The sequence below is a fragment of the Dickeya ananatis genome, assembly GCF_019464615.1.
Taxonomy (GTDB): Bacteria; Pseudomonadota; Gammaproteobacteria; order Enterobacterales; family Enterobacteriaceae; genus Dickeya; species Dickeya oryzae.
Map to the genome: position 1 here is coordinate 4700783 of NZ_CP040816.1, position 16584 is coordinate 4717366.

At 53.0% G+C, this 16584-nt stretch carries 19 protein-coding genes; 11 read left to right on the top strand and 8 right to left on the bottom strand.

All coding sequences use genetic code 11. The annotated features are described in order from the left end of the window. Positions 1-78 precede the first annotated feature (78 nt). From FGI04_RS20965 to eptA, 8 genes are all read right to left on the bottom strand, one after another. Positions 79-1689, bottom strand: a complete 1611-nt coding sequence (locus tag FGI04_RS20965) for a gamma-glutamyltransferase family protein (protein WP_407337206.1) — start codon at positions 1687-1689, stop codon at positions 79-81. 35 nt (positions 1690-1724) lie between these two features. Next, the gene (locus FGI04_RS20970) at positions 1725-2504 is read right to left on the bottom strand and encodes an amino acid ABC transporter ATP-binding protein (protein WP_342699245.1); all 780 of its coding nucleotides are present in this window, start codon (positions 2502-2504) and stop codon (positions 1725-1727) included. Between the two features lies 1 nt (position 2505). After that, positions 2506-3297: an amino acid ABC transporter permease gene (locus FGI04_RS20975; RefSeq protein ID WP_016942997.1), complete on the bottom strand. Its 792-nt coding sequence runs from the start codon at positions 3295-3297 to the stop codon at positions 2506-2508. Beyond that, positions 3294-3941, bottom strand: a complete 648-nt coding sequence (locus FGI04_RS20980) for an ABC transporter substrate-binding protein (RefSeq protein WP_407337207.1) — start codon at positions 3939-3941, stop codon at positions 3294-3296. Before FGI04_RS20980 ends, FGI04_RS20975 begins: the two co-directional genes overlap by 4 nt. A 307-nt stretch (positions 3942-4248) precedes the next feature. Beyond that, entirely contained in the window at positions 4249-4938 is a 690-nt protein-coding gene (locus FGI04_RS20985; protein ID WP_342699244.1) for a GntR family transcriptional regulator, read from the bottom strand. Positions 4939-5166: 228 nt separating this feature from the next. Further along, positions 5167-6297 (bottom strand): two-component system sensor histidine kinase PmrB, encoded by a 1131-nt coding sequence (pmrB, locus tag FGI04_RS20990; RefSeq protein WP_342699243.1) that lies wholly within the window; start codon positions 6295-6297, stop codon positions 5167-5169. Continuing rightward, positions 6294-6962 (bottom strand): two-component system response regulator PmrA, encoded by a 669-nt coding sequence (pmrA, locus tag FGI04_RS20995; RefSeq protein ID WP_342699242.1) that lies wholly within the window; start codon positions 6960-6962, stop codon positions 6294-6296. The genes pmrB and pmrA overlap by 4 nt, the downstream gene beginning before the upstream one ends. Beyond that, a complete protein-coding gene (eptA, locus tag FGI04_RS21000; RefSeq protein ID WP_407274138.1) occupies positions 6959-8602 on the bottom strand; it encodes a phosphoethanolamine transferase EptA in 1644 nt (547 codons plus the stop codon). The genes pmrA and eptA overlap by 4 nt, the downstream gene beginning before the upstream one ends. Before the next feature lie 183 nt (positions 8603-8785). On the opposite strand from eptA, the gene FGI04_RS21005 reads away from it, so the two are divergent. The 11 genes from FGI04_RS21005 to rpsJ all read left to right on the top strand — a co-directional run bounded on the left by FGI04_RS21005 (position 8786) and on the right by rpsJ (position 16584). Continuing rightward, entirely contained in the window at positions 8786-9508 is a 723-nt protein-coding gene (locus FGI04_RS21005) for a helix-turn-helix transcriptional regulator (protein ID WP_012886351.1), read from the top strand. Further along, on the top strand, positions 9508-9897 hold the full coding sequence (gene tusD / locus FGI04_RS21010; RefSeq protein ID WP_407340028.1) for a sulfurtransferase complex subunit TusD: 390 nt from the start codon (positions 9508-9510) through the stop codon (positions 9895-9897). Before FGI04_RS21005 ends, tusD begins: the two co-directional genes overlap by 1 nt. 16 nt (positions 9898-9913) lie before the next feature. Continuing rightward, positions 9914-10273 carry a sulfurtransferase complex subunit TusC gene (gene tusC, locus FGI04_RS21015; RefSeq protein WP_342699238.1) on the top strand — a complete coding sequence of 120 codons (360 nt, stop codon included), beginning with the start codon at positions 9914-9916 and terminating at the stop codon, positions 10271-10273. 11 nt (positions 10274-10284) lie between these two features. After that, a complete protein-coding gene (gene tusB, locus FGI04_RS21020; protein ID WP_016943005.1) occupies positions 10285-10572 on the top strand; it encodes a sulfurtransferase complex subunit TusB in 288 nt (95 codons plus the stop codon). 132 nt (positions 10573-10704) lie between these two features. Beyond that, positions 10705-11079 (top strand): 30S ribosomal protein S12, encoded by a 375-nt coding sequence (gene rpsL / locus FGI04_RS21025; protein ID WP_012768095.1) that lies wholly within the window; start codon positions 10705-10707, stop codon positions 11077-11079. Between the two features lie 96 nt (positions 11080-11175). Next, positions 11176-11646, top strand: a complete 471-nt coding sequence (rpsG, locus tag FGI04_RS21030; protein ID WP_012768096.1) for a 30S ribosomal protein S7 — start codon at positions 11176-11178, stop codon at positions 11644-11646. 91 nt (positions 11647-11737) lie between these two features. After that, positions 11738-13852 carry an elongation factor G gene (gene fusA, locus FGI04_RS21035; protein ID WP_407274136.1) on the top strand — a complete coding sequence of 705 codons (2115 nt, stop codon included), beginning with the start codon at positions 11738-11740 and terminating at the stop codon, positions 13850-13852. A 71-nt stretch (positions 13853-13923) separates the two neighbouring features. Beyond that, positions 13924-15108, top strand: a complete 1185-nt coding sequence (gene tuf, locus FGI04_RS21040) for an elongation factor Tu (RefSeq protein ID WP_012882957.1) — start codon at positions 13924-13926, stop codon at positions 15106-15108. Positions 15109-15238: 130 nt separating this feature from the next. Beyond that, complete coding sequence (gene bfd, locus FGI04_RS21045; protein WP_012886346.1) at positions 15239-15433, top strand: bacterioferritin-associated ferredoxin; 195 nt, start codon at positions 15239-15241, stop codon at positions 15431-15433. A gap of 74 nt (positions 15434-15507) precedes the next feature. Further along, positions 15508-15981 carry a bacterioferritin gene (gene bfr, locus FGI04_RS21050; protein ID WP_038925450.1) on the top strand — a complete coding sequence of 158 codons (474 nt, stop codon included), beginning with the start codon at positions 15508-15510 and terminating at the stop codon, positions 15979-15981. Between the two features lie 291 nt (positions 15982-16272). Beyond that, the gene (gene rpsJ, locus FGI04_RS21055; protein ID WP_001181005.1) at positions 16273-16584 is read left to right on the top strand and encodes a 30S ribosomal protein S10; all 312 of its coding nucleotides are present in this window, start codon (positions 16273-16275) and stop codon (positions 16582-16584) included.

Sequence of the window (16584 nt, forward strand, 5' to 3'; positions counted from 1 at the left end):
TTTTTTGTGCGCCAGACCAAACCTGTCGTATCACCGCCTCCGTGTTATTCTGTACCTGCGGCCCCTGCATGGCTGGAATCAGTACACCGCGATACTGGAGTCGGCACGCGGCTCAGTCCCACCACACAGCACGCCGCTGGTGGGATGACGCACGATAATCTGTCCACGGCCGTAGTCGACAGAATCACAGTCGATTTGTACCTGATGACCGGCCCGCAGCAGGCTCAACGCCAGAGCGTGCGGGGCGCTTTGCTCAATGCCGACTTTCATGCCACCCAGCCATTGCCAGCGTGGCGCATCCAGCGCTGCCTGTGGATTCAGATTGAAATCAATCAGGTTCATCGCCATTTGTACATGCCCTTGTGGTTGCATGTAGCCACCCATCACGCCGAATGGCCCCACCGCCTGACCATCCTTACTGATAAAGCCGGGAATAATGGTATGGAAGGTCTTCTTACCGGGCTGGAGGCAGTTGACATGATGAGGGTCGAGGCTGAATTCTGAGCCGCGATTTTGCAGTCCAATGCCGCTATCGGGCAGCACCACGCCAGAGCCGAAACCGTGGTAGGCGCTCTGGATGAACGACACCATGTTGCCGTCGGCATCGGCGGTCGCAAGGTAGACGGTGCCGCTGGCGTGTGGGTCACCGTGGCGTGGTGGTTGCGCCTGCTCGGTGATTTCCACCCGACGCTGTGCCGCGTAACGTGGTGACAATAACGCGGCGGTGCTGGTTCGCATCTGTTCCGGGTCGGTGATGTAGTGCAGGCCATCGGCGTACGCCATTTTTAATGCTTCTAACTGACGGTGCCAGGTCTGGTGGCTGTCGCGCTGATCGAAGCTGAAGCCTTGTAGAATATTGAGCGTCATCAGCGCAATCAGCCCCTGACCGCTGGGTGGAATTTCCCAAATGTCATAGCCACGGTAGTTGAGGCGAATCGGGTCTACCCAGCCAGGTTGATAGCGGTTCAAATCTGCCAGCGTCAGGTAACCGCCGGTGGACTGAGCGAAGTCTGCCAGCCGTTGCGCCAGTGTCCCACGGTAGAAACTCTCGCACTGGGTTTCGGCCAGTTCCTGTAACGTTTTCGCCTGTGCGGGATTACGAAACAGTTCGCCGGCAGCTGGGGCCTGATCGTGATTAAGGTAGGTGTCGAACCAGGTATCGAAAATCGGCAGGCGGTGGCGCTGATAAAGCCGGTGTGCTTCCTGCCATTGATAGGCCACCATCGGCGACACTGGAAAGCCATCCTGGGCGAGCTGGATGGCTGGTTGCAGCAGATCGGCAAACGGCAGTGTGCCAAACCGGCGTGACAGTTCCGCCCAGGCTGCCGGGCAACCGGGAACCGTCACCGGCTCCCAGCCGTACAACGGCATGGCGGTGTGACCACGTGATGTGACCGCGTCAATACTGAGCGCGGCAGGGGCGTAACCGCTGGCGTCCAGCCCGTGTAGGGTGTCTTTCACCCACACCAGCGCGAAAGCATCTCCGCCGATGGCGCAGCCGGTGGGCTCCACCACGGTCAGCGCGGCGGCGGTGGCGATGGCGGCATCGATAGCATTGCCGCCCCGACGAATCATCTCGATGCCCGCTTCGGCTGCCAGCGGTTGCGAGGTGGCGACCATTCCCCGTTTCGCAAAGACGCACTGGCGCTGTGACGTGTAAGGGTAGTGGTGGGTGGAAAAGTTCAGCATAGGATTTCCTTAACGAGATTTCCTTAATGAGAGAGTCAGCGTACCCGGCTGAGAAATTCACCGGTACGCGGATGCACGGGATGACTGAACACCTGCTCCGGTGAGCCCTGTTCGATAAGCTCTCCCTGATGGAGCACGACCACCTGGTCCGCCACTTCACGGGCAAATCCCATCTCGTGCGTGACGATAACCATAGTCATGCCGTCCTGAGCCAGCTCTTTCATGACGGCCAGCACTTCGCCCACCATTTCCGGGTCGAGTGCGCTGGTGGGTTCGTCAAACAGCATCGCCTGTGGTTTCATCGCCAGCGAGCGCGCGATAGCGACCCGTTGCTGCTGCCCGCCCGATAACTGGGAGGGGTAGAAGTCCACTTTTTCCTGCAAACCGACGCGAGCCAGCAGGTTGTAGGCATCGGCTACTGCCGTTTCGCGCGACACGCCCAGTACCTGCGTCGGCGCTTCAATGATGTTTTCCAACACGGTCATGTGTGGGAAGAGGTTGAAGCGCTGAAACACCATGCCGACATCGCGACGGCGGCGGGCAATATTGGTTTCCGTATCACGCATCAGGCTGCCGTCCGGGCGCTGACGAAAGCCTATCAGCTCACCGTTGATGCGAATGCTGCCAGACTGAATATCTTCAAGGCAGTTGATACAGCGAATGAAGGTGGTTTTGCCGGAGCCTGAAGAGCCAATCAGCACTACCACTTCCCCCCGGTGGACATCCAGCGACACGCCTTTGAGGATATTTTGGTCGCCAAAAGACTTGTGGATATCCCGGGCGGAAATAACGATATCTTTTTCGTGATAGGACATATTAGCGCCCCCTCAACGTTTTCATCGCCTGACGACCAAACAGGCTCATCGTCTGACGGCCAAACAGTCGGCTTGATGCGCTGACACGCACGTGCGGCTGATTGAAGCGTTTTTCCAGCCAGTACTGAAACAGTCCCCACAGTGACGTAAGCACCAGAAAATAGATGGCTACTACGGTGTATAGCTCAAATACCCGGAACGTAGCGGAGGTAATCATCTGGGTGCTTAACAGCAATTCCTGTACACCGATAACGCTCACCAGCGTGGTGTTTTTCAACATCACATTAAACTCATTGCCGATGGACGGGATGATGACCCGGAACGCCTGTGGCAGAATAATGCGGCGCATCAGCCTGGGAAATGTCATACCGAGGGATTTGGCCGCCTCATACTGGCCTTTATCCACCGCCCCCAACCCTGAGCGGATGATTTCGGCCATGTACGCGCCTTCGTTCAGCCCGAGTGCCACAATAGCCGCCTGAATATTACCCGGGATCACCAGTGAACCGAGGGTGATATCCTGAAAGTGGAAAAGGCCGCCCGCCGCCAGTGCGGTATACAAAAACACGATCTGCACCAGTAATGGCGTGCCGCGCATCAACCAGATATAGAACCCCACCGGGTAGCGCAACAGTGGGCTGGCGGACAGCCGCAGTAACGCGGCCATCAGCCCCAACACGCTGCCAAGCAGCATGGCGGAGACGGCAATAATGCAGGTCAGCCATAGCCCATAGAGATAGACATCGCTAGGCTTGAGCAGATACTGCCAGAACACCTCCCAACTGAAATTCATGATGATTGGCCGGCATCCAGCCGGTCACCCGCGATGTGCCATTTTTCCAGCAGCTTGAGGTAACTGCCATCCGCCTGCATATCCTTGATAATCTGTTCCACCGCGCCGCTGAAGGCGTTGTCGCCTTTACGAAAACCGAACCCGGTGAGGATGCGGGCAAACGCGGGTACGCCGGTTTCAAACAGATTGGGAGCGAGAGATTGGTAATAACCGGCAGTTTCCACCGTGGTGCCGTAGGCATCGCTTTGCTGGATGCGCAACGACTGAAACGCATCGGTATCGGTGTTGAATACCACGATAGTCATCGGCGCTTTTCCCGCGGCCACCAGGGTTTTGTTCTGGTCTTCCAGCAGGGAGCGGATTGTTGAGCCGTTTAACACCGCGACTTTCTTACCTGACAGGTCATCCAGCGTATGAATCCCTTTCGGGTTGCCCTTCGCTACTACTACTGACTGACTGGAATACATGTAGTCGACCATGTCGATCACTTCCCGACGGGCCGGTTTATCAAAGAGCTGGTCGGCCAGCATATCGCACTGACTGGCTACCAGTGCCGGAATCAGCCCGGAAAACGGGATGACTTTCCACTCCACTTTTTTGCCGCCCAAACGTTTGGCGATTTCATTACCAAAATCTACGACCACGCCTTGTAGCTTTTGATTACTGTCATAAAAGCCGATGGGGGGGGGAATCCATGCCGCCGCACAGGGTGATTTTATCCACGGACTTCAGGCGAGCGGGGATCTCCGTGGCGGCATGAGCCAGGCCGACGGAAAGAGCAAGCGCCGAAGCACAGAGAAGAGCACCAGGTTTTAACATTGTTCACCTCGTTAAGTGGGGGAGCGATTGTCAGTGGAGCGATGTGCCGGGATGGCACTATTGGTTATCTGTTTTATTGGTTACCTGTTTTATTTGTTATCTGTTCTATCGGTTAATTGGCCCTATCGGGTATTACGGCAGCATGTTGGTCAGCAATGGAATGGTGCCTTCCACATGGTGGCGAATCATCTGTTCCGCCAGTGTGGGATCACCGGTGCGTAGCGCATCGATTATCTGCCGGTGATCTTCCCGGTCGTTTTGCGGTTGATTGACCCGCTGACGCCACAGGTGCATGTACGGGGAGATCGACGAATTCAACAGGCTTATCTGGCGCAGCAGGCGCGGCCGTTCGCTCAGGCTGCACAGGTACTCATGAAAGACACGGTGATGGAGCACCCATTCATAGGGTTCATTGTGGGTGTCATCCATGCTATCCAGCAGCCGCGCCAGATGGGTGAGGTGTTTCTCTGTCAGCTTCGGTACCGCGATGCGGATAGCAAGCCCCTCCAGTACGCTTCGCATTTCAAACACTTCGCACATCTGCTCGCGATTCAGGCCGCTGACTACCGCACCACGGTTCGGCCGCAACGTCAGCAGGCTTTCTGCTGCCAGTCGTTTGAACGCGCCGCGTATCGGCATCCGGCTCATTTGCAGTTCGGCCGCAACATCTTCTGCCACCAGATGGGTGCCCTGTGGGTGGCGCCCGCGGCAAATACCGTCCAGCAGGTACTGGTAAGCCTGATCTTCCGCTGTACCGTTATGGTCGCTGCCGTCACCGCTGGCGGCGTACACCACGTTTTCGCCGTTGGTAAAAAGTCGCATGTCGTAAATCCTTCACTTTGGATCCAAAGATACAAAGTGGTTAAAGCAAGAAGTGGGCCAGTGTGTGAAGGGCTGACGCAACGGGAGACTGGCGTGAGTGAATGAAAAGAAGGGGGAAAATAAAGCGAAAAACCGCACCAGTTCGGTGCGGTTTGGTCATTTTTGTCGCAGAAGAACGACTTATGACATCATCAGGTTAGTGTACTATGGCGAGCAGCCTGAATACGATTAGTGGATATCGCTTTCATAGCAGATGATACCGTTGCTGTTTCGCTTGAACACCACACGAGCCTGGGTACCAGTACGATCGCGCCGGTTTTCCAGAAAGAATTCACCGTGATGCAACTGCACGATGCGGGTGACGATACTCAGGCCAAGGCCGATGCCGCCATAGCGGGTGTCCATACGCACAAACGCTTTGGTGAGCTCCCCCACCTGAGATTCATTAATCCCCGGCCCCTCGTCAGAAACGCTCAGCTCGTAGCCACCGTCGGGATGATCGGCCAGTCTGATACGAATCGTGCTGTGTTCAGGGCTATACCGGTAGGCGTTTTCCACCAGATTACGCAGCAATAACTGCAACAGTGTCGCGTTGCCCGGCACGATGGCGTTTTGCGTTTCTGATTGCCAGTCGAGCTGTTGGTGCCGTGCCGCCACCATTTCTTCAAGCTCCTGCTGGTTCGGCGTGATGATATCATCTGCTAACGACACCGATTCATAGTGACCGGTCGCTAGCTCATTACTGGTGCGTGCGAGTAACAGCAACTGTTCGATGGTTTTGGTCAGGTGGTCGACGCGCTTAATTAATGGTTGGCAATCGATATGGTGGAGTTGCTCATGCAATTCCAGGCTTAACCGGATACCGGCCAGCGGGGTGCGTAACTCATGCGCGACATTCGAGGCGAAAAGCCGGTCGCGGTATAACGACTCACTAAAACGCGCCAGCAATTGATTCATGCTGGTGATGACGGCCGCAATCTCGGTGACATCACTGTGTTGTTGTAGTGGGTCGAGATTTTCCGCTGTGCGGTTGTGTAATTCTTCCTGCAGCTTTAAGAGTGGTCGGGTGATCCAGGTTACCGCATGGGCACACAAAATGAGAGAGGCGATGATCGTCACCAGGCTGGGAATACTCAGCGAGGCAATCGCTTCATGAACCTCTAAGTCGATATCTTGAGTCAGATTTTTCGCGGTCAGCGCCTGTTCCACTAGCAAGTGAATCTGTTCTTCACTCTCATGCCAGAGCCAGACCACGCTCAGCAACTGGCATGCCAGCAAAATACACCCCAGCGTCAGAATCAACCGGGTTCTGATGCTGGCGGTTTTCTCCAGCGGCGAAGGGCGGAGAAGCAGTTTCATGGCTGCTCATCCTTGGTCAGCAGATAGCCGAAACCGCGTAGCGTCTTGATGCGATTTTTGCCGATCTTTTGCCGCAGATTATGGATGTGGACTTCCAGCGAATTAGACGAGGGGTCGTCGTCCCAACTGTACAAGTCCTGATGCAGCACTTCGCGGTGTACCTGTGTGCCTGCCTTAAGGATAAGTCGGGAGAGAATGGCGAATTCCTTCGGCGTCAGCACGATAGGCTTGTCGTCCAGCATAACCTGTTGATTGTTGAGATCGAGCGTGATGTTGTCTACCCGAATCCAGCTATCGCTGGATCCCTGATGGCGGCGAATAAGCGCGCGAACCCGTGCCTGAAACTCACTCAATGCAAAGGGCTTTATCATGTAATCGTCGGCACCGACATCCAGCCCGGTGACACGATCATCCACGGTATCCCGGGCTGTGAGAATGAGCACCGGCTGCTGGTAATTGTTCCGGCGCCAGCGCCCTAGCAAGGTGAGGCCGTCTTCGTCCGGTAAGCCCAGATCCAGCACCACCAGGCTGTAGTGGGCGCTGTTGATGAGGGCATCCGCTTCTTTGGCTGTGGAAGCACAATCGCAGACATACCCTTCATTGCGCATCGCCTGCAATAATCCTTCCTGTAACAACGTATCATCTTCAACAATCAAGAGTTTCATGAAGTGCCCCGACACGGTTGAAGAATATCGAGCGGTGCCTGATATTCTTTTGTCGCAATGTTAAACATGCCCAGAACGGTGTGGAAAAGATTGTCCTGAGAAAAACGCTGTTGGTCGGCTTGCTTGCGCATACAACTGTCGTTGATGGCAAACTGCTTCTGGTAGCCGCCGGAAAACCACATCAACATCGGGATATGGGTTTGCTGTGTGGGCGCAACGGCATACGGCATGCTGTGCAGGTACATTCCGTCTTCGCCCAATGATTCGCCGTGGTCGGAAAGATAAACCAAAGCGGTATTAAATTTATCCTGATGCCCTTTCAAGACATTAATTGCCTTATCAACAATATAGTCTACGTAGAGAATCGTATTATCGTAAGTATTGATTAATGATTCTCGCGAGCACGTCTGAATTTGATTGGTATCACAGGTCGGCGTGAATTGTCTAAACGCTTCAGGGTAACGTTGATAATAGGCTGGCCCGTGGCTACCCATAGTATGCAGCACGATAATACCGTCATTATTCAACTGATTAATGTAGTCGTCCACGCCATGGAACAGGGCTTCATCGTGGCATTCGCCGTCAATACATTGTCCGGGAAGATCCAGCTCGGTGATGTCACGCGTCGGCACGCGATCGCAGGCACCTTTGCAGCCACCGTCGTTTTCTTGCCAGAGAACACTGACACCCGCGTGCTGCAGAATATCGAGTAATCCTTCCTGATGGGAGGCTAACTGCTCGTCGTAGCCAGTACGCGGCATGCCGGAAAACATGCAGGGAACTGACACCCCGGTAGAGGTTCCGCAGGAAGCGGTCTGTCCAAAATAAACCACATTATCGTTTGCCAACCGGGGATTGGTGAGTTTTCCGTAGCCGCCGAGTGAAAAATTCTCGGCACGAGAGGTTTCTCCCACCACCAGAATCACCAGATTCTTTTTGACATCGCCCGCAGGCGGCGGGTTTTTGTGTGCATCCAGTCCGATTTGCACCAACGGTAAATTGGCTTGTGCGTGATGACGGTAATAGGAAATATTCGCGAGAATAATATTGCTGGGGGTTAATGATTTCACCAGCTCCTTATTATTGCGCATCAGCGAGGCGTAATCTTTATAAAAAAACGTGGCCACCAACAGAATGGCGACAATCGACACCATGATGCTGAAAATACGCGAACCAATGGCTATCCAGCTTACTGGTGTGGGCCGAATCTTCACCCACAATGCACCGAGCGCTGGAAGAATACCGGACAAGGTCAACCAGAGTACATATTGAGGCGTCACCAGCGCCATCGATTCCGCCATGTTAGTTTCGAACACGTTCTGCATCATGGTCCGGTCAATGATGATGCCGTAATTAATCATAAAATACTGTACCGCCGCGCCGCCGATTAAGAGCAACGCGACGATACCCTGACGCAACCAGGGGATAACCAGTAACGTGAACAGGATATTGAGTACCGCAAAGATAACGATGGGCATGGTGGCGATAAACACGGCATCCAGCCAGGAGTTGACCGCGACCAGGTGTGAGACCTGACGGTAGTAGGCGATATTTTGTATCAGGGTGATAAATGCCGCGAAGACAAAATTATAAGTAAAACTGCTCCATACCGGGCGGGAAATGCGTGAAATTCTGAGCATTGTAGATAGGCCATCCATGCGGGAAAATATGATGTGTCGCACTCTAAAGCGCATAAATTAACTCAACCTTAAGAAGGAAAACACCCGACCGCTCTCGAAATACAAAGGACGACGCAAGGGTTATTTGGTAAACTCACTATTCTGTCAATACGATGATAAATGACGTTGAGGGTGGTGCCTGTCATGTCTACTTCGCTTGTTACTGGCGAATCCAGCGACCTTGATTTGCTTGACCAGCGTCCGTTCACGCAGACGGATTATGAAATCCTGAAATCGTATGAGGCTGTGGTTGACGGCCTGGCGATGCTGATCGGCGATCATTGCGAGATAGTCTTGCACTCGCTGGACGACCTGAAGTGCTCGGCGGTTCGTATCGCGAATGGCGAGCACACCGGACGTAAAATCGGCTCGCCCATTACTGATCTGGCGCTGCGTATGTTACATGACATGGCGGGCGAAGACAGCAGTGTTTCCAGAGCGTATTTTACCCGCGCCAAAAGCGGCGTATTGATGAAGTCGGTCACCATCGCCATCCGCAATCGCGAACAGCGCGTCATCGGGCTGTTGTGCATCAATATGAACCTCGACGTTCCTTTCTCGCAGATCATGCAAACCTTCCTGCCACCGGAGATCAAGGAAGTGGCGTCTTCCGTCAACTTTGCCTCTTCGGTGGATGAACTGGTGGCGCAGACGTTGGAGTTCACGATTGAAGAAGTGAATGCCGATCGCAATGTTTCGAACAATGCCAAGAACCGCCAGATTGTGTTGAACCTTTATGAGAAAGGTATTTTTGATATCAAGGATGCCATCAATCAGGTCGCTGATCGGCTGAACATTTCCAAGCACACCGTCTATCTGTACATCCGCCAGTTCAAAAGCGGCGATTTCAGCGGGCACGATCGGTAATGTTGAGCTATTGCCTGCTGGTGACCGGGCCTGCTTATGGCACGCAGCAAGCCAGTAGCGCGTTTCAGTTCGCACTGGCTTTACTGGCGCAAGGGCACCGGTTACAAAGCGTTTTCTTCTACCGCGAAGGGGTGCTGAACGCCAACCAACTCACGGCACCCGCGAATGATGAGTTTGATTTGGTGCGTGCCTGGCAGCAACTGGCGTCGTCTCATGAGGTGGAACTGAACGTTTGTGTCGCGGCGGCGCTGCGGCGCGGTGTGACCGATGCAACGCAGTCGGCGCAGTTGCAACTGTCAGGCGCTAATCTTCAGCCAGGGTTTACCCTGAGCGGTTTAGGCGAACTGTCGCAGTCGGTTTTGCGTTGCGATCGCGTCGTCCAGTTTTAGTCAGTGGGAAAAGAAGATGAAACGCGTTGCCTTTGTATTTACCCAGCCGCCTCATGGTTCGGCCTCTGGCCGGGAAGGGCTGGATGCATTGCTGGCAATGTCGGCATTGACCGAAGATATCGGGGTTTTCTTTATCGCTGACGGCGTATTCCAGCTTCTCCCCAACCAGCAACCAGAGCGGATTCTGATGCGCAATTATATTGCGACTTTCGGTGTGCTGCCGTTGTATGACATAGAGCGTTGTTACGTCTGCGAGGCATCGCTTCTTCAGCGAGGCCTGTCTGTGGACACCCGCTGGGTGTTAGATGTCGAGCCGCTGGCGGCAGATGCGCTACGTAACATGCTCAATACTTACGATACTGTACTGACCTTTTGAGCGGTGAACCCATGCTGCATACTCTGGCGCATTCTCCCTACCATACCGATCTGGATGCGTTGCTGCGTAACGTTGGAGCGGATGACGCTATTTTGCTGCTGCAAGATGGTGTGATTGCGGCGTTAAGCGGCGTGCCTTTTAGCGAACGTCTGCAGTCTTCTGGCGCTACGGTGTATGCCTTGCAAGACGATGTGGCAGCTCGCGGGCTTTCTGAGCAAATTTCCACCACAATTGTACTGATTGACTATACTCAATTCGTGCAATTAACAGTCCTGCATTCCCGGCAACTGGCTTGGTAATTTCGCCTTTTTGTATATTTCTTGACTCCTTACCCGGCCAGCCCTAAAATTCTGCGTCCTCATACTTTGCCTCTGTCTCTGTATGGGGTGATTTATTACGTGTTTACGAAGCAAAAACCAGGAGCTTTTTGAATGGCAACAATTAACCAGCTGGTACGCAAACCGCGCTCCCTGAAGGTTGCTAAGAGCAACGTTCCGGCGCTGGAAGCCTGCCCGCAGAAACGTGGCGTATGTACCCGTGTATATACCACCACCCCGAAAAAACCGAACTCCGCACTGCGTAAAGTTTGCCGTGTTCGCTTAACCAACGGTTTTGAAGTTACCTCCTATATCGGTGGTGAAGGTCATAACCTGCAGGAACACTCCGTGATCCTGATCCGTGGCGGTCGTGTTAAAGACCTGCCAGGTGTGCGTTACCACACCGTTCGTGGCGCGCTGGACTGCTCTGGTGTTAAAGACCGTAAGCAATCCCGTTCCAAATACGGCGTGAAGAAGCCCAAGGCTTAATGGTTCTCCGTTAAGTAAGGCCAAACGTTTTAACTTTAATGTCAAACTAAACTCGTAGAGTTTTGGACAATCCTGAATTAACAACGGAGTATTTCCATGCCACGTCGTCGCGTCATTGGTCAGCGTAAAATTCTGCCGGATCCGAAGTTCGGATCAGAACTGCTGGCTAAATTTGTCAATATCCTGATGGTAGATGGTAAAAAATCTACTGCAGAAGCAATCGTCTATACCGCGCTGGAGACCCTGGCTCAGCGTTCTGGTAAAAGCGAACTGGAAGCTTTCGAAGTCGCTCTGGACAACGTTCGTCCGACTGTCGAAGTTAAGTCCCGCCGTGTAGGTGGTTCAACTTATCAGGTTCCGGTTGAAGTCCGTCCGGTTCGTCGCAATGCTCTGGCTATGCGTTGGATCGTTGAAGCTGCTCGTAAACGCGGTGATAAATCCATGGCTTTGCGCCTGGCGAACGAACTTTCTGATGCAGCAGACAACAAAGGTACTGCTGTGAAGAAACGTGAAGACGTTCACCGTATGGCTGAAGCCAACAAGGCGTTCGCTCACTACCGCTGGTAATCCCTGCGTAGACGTTAATACCCTGGCGGGCGCTCAACGGCTGACCCGCCCGGGTTTACTACTTTGAACGCCCTAGGAATAGAGGAAACAAATGGCTCGTACAACACCCATTGCGCGCTATCGTAATATCGGTATCAGCGCACACATCGACGCCGGTAAGACCACCACTACTGAACGTATTCTGTTCTACACCGGTGTGAACCACAAAATCGGTGAAGTTCATGATGGCGCCGCCACTATGGACTGGATGGAGCAGGAACAAGAGCGTGGTATCACCATTACCTCCGCTGCGACCACTGCCTTCTGGTCTGGTATGGCTAAGCAGTATGAACCGCACCGTATCAACATCATCGACACCCCGGGGCACGTTGACTTCACCATCGAAGTAGAACGTTCTATGCGTGTTCTGGATGGCGCAGTCATGGTTTACTGTGCGGTAGGTGGTGTTCAGCCGCAGTCTGAAACCGTATGGCGCCAGGCGAACAAATATAAAGTTCCGCGTATCGCGTTCGTTAACAAAATGGACCGTATGGGCGCGAACTTCCTGAAAGTTGTTGACCAGATTAAAGTGCGTCTGGGTGCGAACCCGGTTCCGTTGCAGCTGGCCATCGGCGCAGAAGAAAACTTCACCGGTGTTGTTGACCTGGTGAAAATGAAAGCCATCAACTGGAATGAAGCAGACCAGGGCGTTACCTTCACTTATGAAGATATCCCGGCTGACATGCAGGATCTGGCCGATGAATGGCACCAGAACCTGATCGAGTCTGCGGCAGAAGCCTCTGAAGAGCTGATGGAAAAATACCTGGGCGGCGAAGAGCTGACCGAGGAAGAAATCAAAACAGCACTGCGTCAGCGCGTACTGAACAACGAAATCATTCTGGTTACCTGTGGTTCTGCGTTCAAGAACAAGGGTGTGCAGGCAATGCTGGACGCCGTTGTCGACTATCTGCCGGCACCGACTGACGTTCCTGCGATCAACGGTATTCTGGATGACGGTAAAGATACGCCGGCTGAGCGTCACGCTAGCGATAATGAGCCGTTCTCTGCACTGGCGTTTAAAATCGCAACCGACCCGTTCGTGGGTAACCTGACGTTCTTCCGCGTGTACTCCGGTGTGGTTAACTCCGGTGACACCGTACTGAACTCAGTGAAATCCGAACGTGAACGTTTTGGCCGTATCGTTCAGATGCACGCCAACAAACGTGAAGAGATTAAAGAAGTTCGTGCAGGCGACATCGCCGCTGCGATCGGTCTGAAAGACGTTATCACCGGTGATACCCTGTGTGACCCGGAAAACCCGATCATTCTGGAGCGTATGGAATTCCCGGAACCGGTTATCTCCATCGCTGTAGAACCGAAAACCAAAGCTGACCAGGAAAAAATGGGTCTGGCTCTGGGCCGTCTGGCGAAAGAAGACCCGTCTTTCCGTGTATGGACTGACGAAGAATCTAACCAGACTATCATCGCGGGTATGGGTGAATTGCACCTGGATATCATCGTTGACCGTATGAAGCGTGAATTCAACGTGGAAGCAAACGTGGGTAAACCGCAGGTTGCTTACCGTGAAGCGATTCGCGCTAAAGTTACTGATGTTGAAGGTAAACACGCTAAGCAGTCTGGTGGTCGTGGTCAGTATGGTCATGTTGTTATCGACATGTACCCGCTGGAGCCGGGCTCAAATCCGAAAGGCTACGAGTTCATCAACGACATTAAAGGTGGTGTGATTCCTGGCGAATACATCCCGGCCGTTGATAAAGGCATCCAGGAACAGCTGAAAGCGGGTCCGCTGGCAGGCTTCCCGGTAGTTGATCTCGGCGTGCGTTTGCACTTCGGTTCTTACCATGACGTTGACTCCTCCGAGCTGGCGTTTAAACTGGCCGCTTCTATCGCCTTTAAAGCTGCGTTCAGTAAAGCGAAACCTGTTCTGCTTGAGCCGATCATGAAGGTTGAAGTAGAAACGCCGGAAGAGAACACTGGTGATGTCATCGGTGACCTGAGCCGCCGTCGTGGTATGCTGCGTGGTCAAGAATCCAACGTGACTGGCGTTGTGATTCACGCTGAAGTTCCGTTGTCTGAAATGTTCGGATATGCAACTCAGCTGCGTTCTCTGACCAAAGGTCGTGCTTCTTACTCTATGGAGTTCCTGAAGTACGATGATGCGCCGAACAACGTTGCCCAGGCCGTTATCGAAGCCCGTGGTAAGTAATTCGGGTTTAACAACACATTGATCCCGTGCTATCTCCATAAGGAGAGAGCATTTGAGTAAGGAATATAGCCGTGTCTAAAGAAAAATTTGAACGTACAAAACCGCACGTCAACGTCGGTACTATCGGCCACGTTGACCATGGTAAAACTACTCTGACTGCTGCCATCACTACCGTTCTGGCAAAAACCTACGGTGGCCAGGCTCGTGCATTCGACCAGATCGACAACGCGCCGGAAGAAAAAGCGCGTGGTATCACCATCAACACCTCTCACGTTGAATACGATACCCCGACTCGTCACTACGCGCACGTTGACTGCCCGGGACACGCCGACTACGTGAAAAACATGATCACCGGTGCTGCCCAGATGGACGGCGCGATCCTGGTAGTTGCTGCGACTGACGGCCCGATGCCGCAGACTCGTGAGCACATCCTGCTGGGTCGTCAGGTAGGCGTTCCGTACATCATCGTGTTCCTGAACAAATGTGACATGGTTGATGACGAAGAGCTGCTGGAACTGGTTGAGATGGAAGTGCGTGAGCTGCTGTCTCAGTACGACTTCCCGGGCGACGACACGCCGGTAATCCGCGGTTCTGCGCTGAAAGCGCTGGAAGGCGATGCCGAGTGGGAAGCGAAAATCATTGAACTGGCTGAAGCGCTGGACAGCTACATTCCGGAACCTGAGCGTGCGATTGACAAGCCGTTCCTGCTGCCGATCGAAGACGTATTCTCTATCTCCGGCCGTGGTACTGTAGTGACCGGTCGTGTAGAGCGCGGCATCATCAAAGTGGGTGAAGAAGTGGAAATCGTGGGTATCAAAGACACCACGAAAACCACCTGCACCGGCGTTGAAATGTTCCGTAAACTGCTGGACGAAGGCCGTGCGGGCGAGAACGTGGGTGTTCTGCTGCGTGGTACCAAACGTGATGAAGTTGAGCGTGGTCAGGTACTGGCTAAACCGGGCTCAATCAAGCCGCACACTCAGTTCGAATCTGAAGTGTACATTCTGAGCAAAGACGAAGGTGGCCGTCACACGCCGTTCTTCAAAGGCTACCGTCCGCAGTTCTACTTCCGTACTACTGACGTGACTGGCACCATCGAACTGCCGGAAGGCGTGGAAATGGTTATGCCTGGCGATAACATCAAGATGGTCGTAAACCTGATTGCTCCGATCGCGATGGACGACGGTCTGCGTTTCGCTATCCGTGAAGGTGGCCGTACTGTAGGCGCCGGCGTGGTTGCCAAAGTTATCGCTTAATATCGATAACTGACATGAAAAGTAAAAAGGGTACTTCGGTACCCTTTTTTATTACCCCAATCATGAATTGAAATAAAAACCATTCTTATTTACAATGCGGTTAGTTGATTAAAAAATGAGTTATCCGCGTATGTATGTCTGTCTATGCAATGCCGTCTCCGATAAAGTCATCCGGCAAGTTGTTCGCCAGCACCAACCGCAGTCGCTGAAACAGCTGAAGCAATTTGTGCCGATCGGAACGTCATGCGGCAAATGTATCCGCCAGGCCAGGCTGATTCTGGAAGAAGAAACAGCAAAAGATGCGCAATTGTATAAAGTCGCCTGAGTCGTAAGGGCATTTTTTTGACTCTGTGTAGACCGCTTCTACACTTTTTAATACTGAAGCGGAGGAGCAAAGTCATGAAAGGCGATAAAAATGTCATTACACATCTGAATAAACTGTTGGGCAATGAGCTGGTGGCTATCAACCAGTACTTCCTTCACGCCCGCATGTTTAAGAACTGGGGACTTAAGCGTCTTAACGACCATGAGTATCATGAGTCGATTGACGAAATGAAACATGCAGATCGGTACATTGAACGCATACTGTTTCTGGAAGGGGTCCCTAACCTACAGGATCTCGGCAAACTGAATATCGGTGAAGATGTTGAAGAAATGCTACGCTCGGATCTCGCGCTAGAGCTTGAAGGCGCGAAGAACTTACGCGAGGCCATCGCCTATGCTGATTCAGTGAGAGATTATGTCAGCCGTGATTTGATGATTGAGGTGCTCACCGATGAAGAAGAGCACATCGATTGGCTGGAAACCGAACTGGAGCTGATCGCGCGTCTGGGTATACAGAATTACCTGCAAACGCAGTTGAAAGAAGAGTGATGTTCTCCCCTCTGCCACATGCGTCAAGATGACCACAATGTAACCCTAATCAGGTTAATAAAGCATCACTTCTAACTTTCGATTGCTTCCTGAGCGAATTTACGTATAATGCGCGGGCTTACCTGAAATGGTAGGCCCGATTCGTATGAATCTGAAGGCAGGTACCCGATACCCGCCGAACAATACTCCCGATATGGGGGTTATGTACCGAACGATTACACTCTCCCATCAATCGTAATGGGTACGAGTAGTAATTATTTTCGTTTATAAAATAATTGGAGCTCTGGTCTCATGCAGAACCAAAGAATCCGTATCCGCCTGAAAGCGTTTGATCATCGTCTGATCGATCAATCAACCGCGGAAATCGTCGAGACTGCCAAGCGCACTGGTGCGCAGGTCCGTGGTCCGATCCCGCTGCCGACCCGCAAAGAGCGCTTTACCGTTCTGATCTCCCCGCACGTCAACAAAGACGCGCGTGATCAGTACGAGATTCGCACTCACAAGCGTCTGGTTGACATCGTTGAGCCAACCGAGAAAACCGTTGATGCTCTGATGCGTCTGGATCTGGCTGCCGGTGTAGACGTGCAGATCAGCCTGGGTTAA

What these genes read in the sequence shown, in the direction of transcription:
- tusC (WP_342699238.1), top strand. Translation starts at nt 9,914, where the DNA reads ATGAAACGCGTTGCCTTTGTATTTACCCAGCCGCCTCATGGTTCGGCC.
- pmrB (WP_342699243.1), bottom strand. Translation starts at nt 6,297, where the DNA reads ATGAAACTGCTTCTCCGCCCTTCGCCGCTGGAGAAAACCGCCAGCATC.
- tusB (WP_016943005.1), top strand. Translation starts at nt 10,285, where the DNA reads ATGCTGCATACTCTGGCGCATTCTCCCTACCATACCGATCTGGATGCG.
- bfd (WP_012886346.1), top strand. Translation starts at nt 15,239, where the DNA reads ATGTATGTCTGTCTATGCAATGCCGTCTCCGATAAAGTCATCCGGCAA.
- rpsG (WP_012768096.1), top strand. Translation starts at nt 11,176, where the DNA reads ATGCCACGTCGTCGCGTCATTGGTCAGCGTAAAATTCTGCCGGATCCG.
- FGI04_RS21005 (WP_012886351.1), top strand. Translation starts at nt 8,786, where the DNA reads ATGTCTACTTCGCTTGTTACTGGCGAATCCAGCGACCTTGATTTGCTT.
- FGI04_RS20975 (WP_016942997.1), bottom strand. Translation starts at nt 3,297, where the DNA reads ATGAATTTCAGTTGGGAGGTGTTCTGGCAGTATCTGCTCAAGCCTAGC.
- eptA (WP_407274138.1), bottom strand. Translation starts at nt 8,602, where the DNA reads ATGCTCAGAATTTCACGCATTTCCCGCCCGGTATGGAGCAGTTTTACT.
- FGI04_RS20965 (WP_407337206.1), bottom strand. Translation starts at nt 1,689, where the DNA reads ATGCTGAACTTTTCCACCCACCACTACCCTTACACGTCACAGCGCCAG.
- pmrA (WP_342699242.1), bottom strand. Translation starts at nt 6,962, where the DNA reads ATGAAACTCTTGATTGTTGAAGATGATACGTTGTTACAGGAAGGATTA.
- tusD (WP_407340028.1), top strand. Translation starts at nt 9,508, where the DNA reads ATGTTGAGCTATTGCCTGCTGGTGACCGGGCCTGCTTATGGCACGCAG.
- fusA (WP_407274136.1), top strand. Translation starts at nt 11,738, where the DNA reads ATGGCTCGTACAACACCCATTGCGCGCTATCGTAATATCGGTATCAGC.
- rpsJ (WP_001181005.1), top strand. Translation starts at nt 16,273, where the DNA reads ATGCAGAACCAAAGAATCCGTATCCGCCTGAAAGCGTTTGATCATCGT.
- rpsL (WP_012768095.1), top strand. Translation starts at nt 10,705, where the DNA reads ATGGCAACAATTAACCAGCTGGTACGCAAACCGCGCTCCCTGAAGGTT.
- FGI04_RS20970 (WP_342699245.1), bottom strand. Translation starts at nt 2,504, where the DNA reads ATGTCCTATCACGAAAAAGATATCGTTATTTCCGCCCGGGATATCCAC.
- bfr (WP_038925450.1), top strand. Translation starts at nt 15,508, where the DNA reads ATGAAAGGCGATAAAAATGTCATTACACATCTGAATAAACTGTTGGGC.
- FGI04_RS20985 (WP_342699244.1), bottom strand. Translation starts at nt 4,938, where the DNA reads ATGCGACTTTTTACCAACGGCGAAAACGTGGTGTACGCCGCCAGCGGT.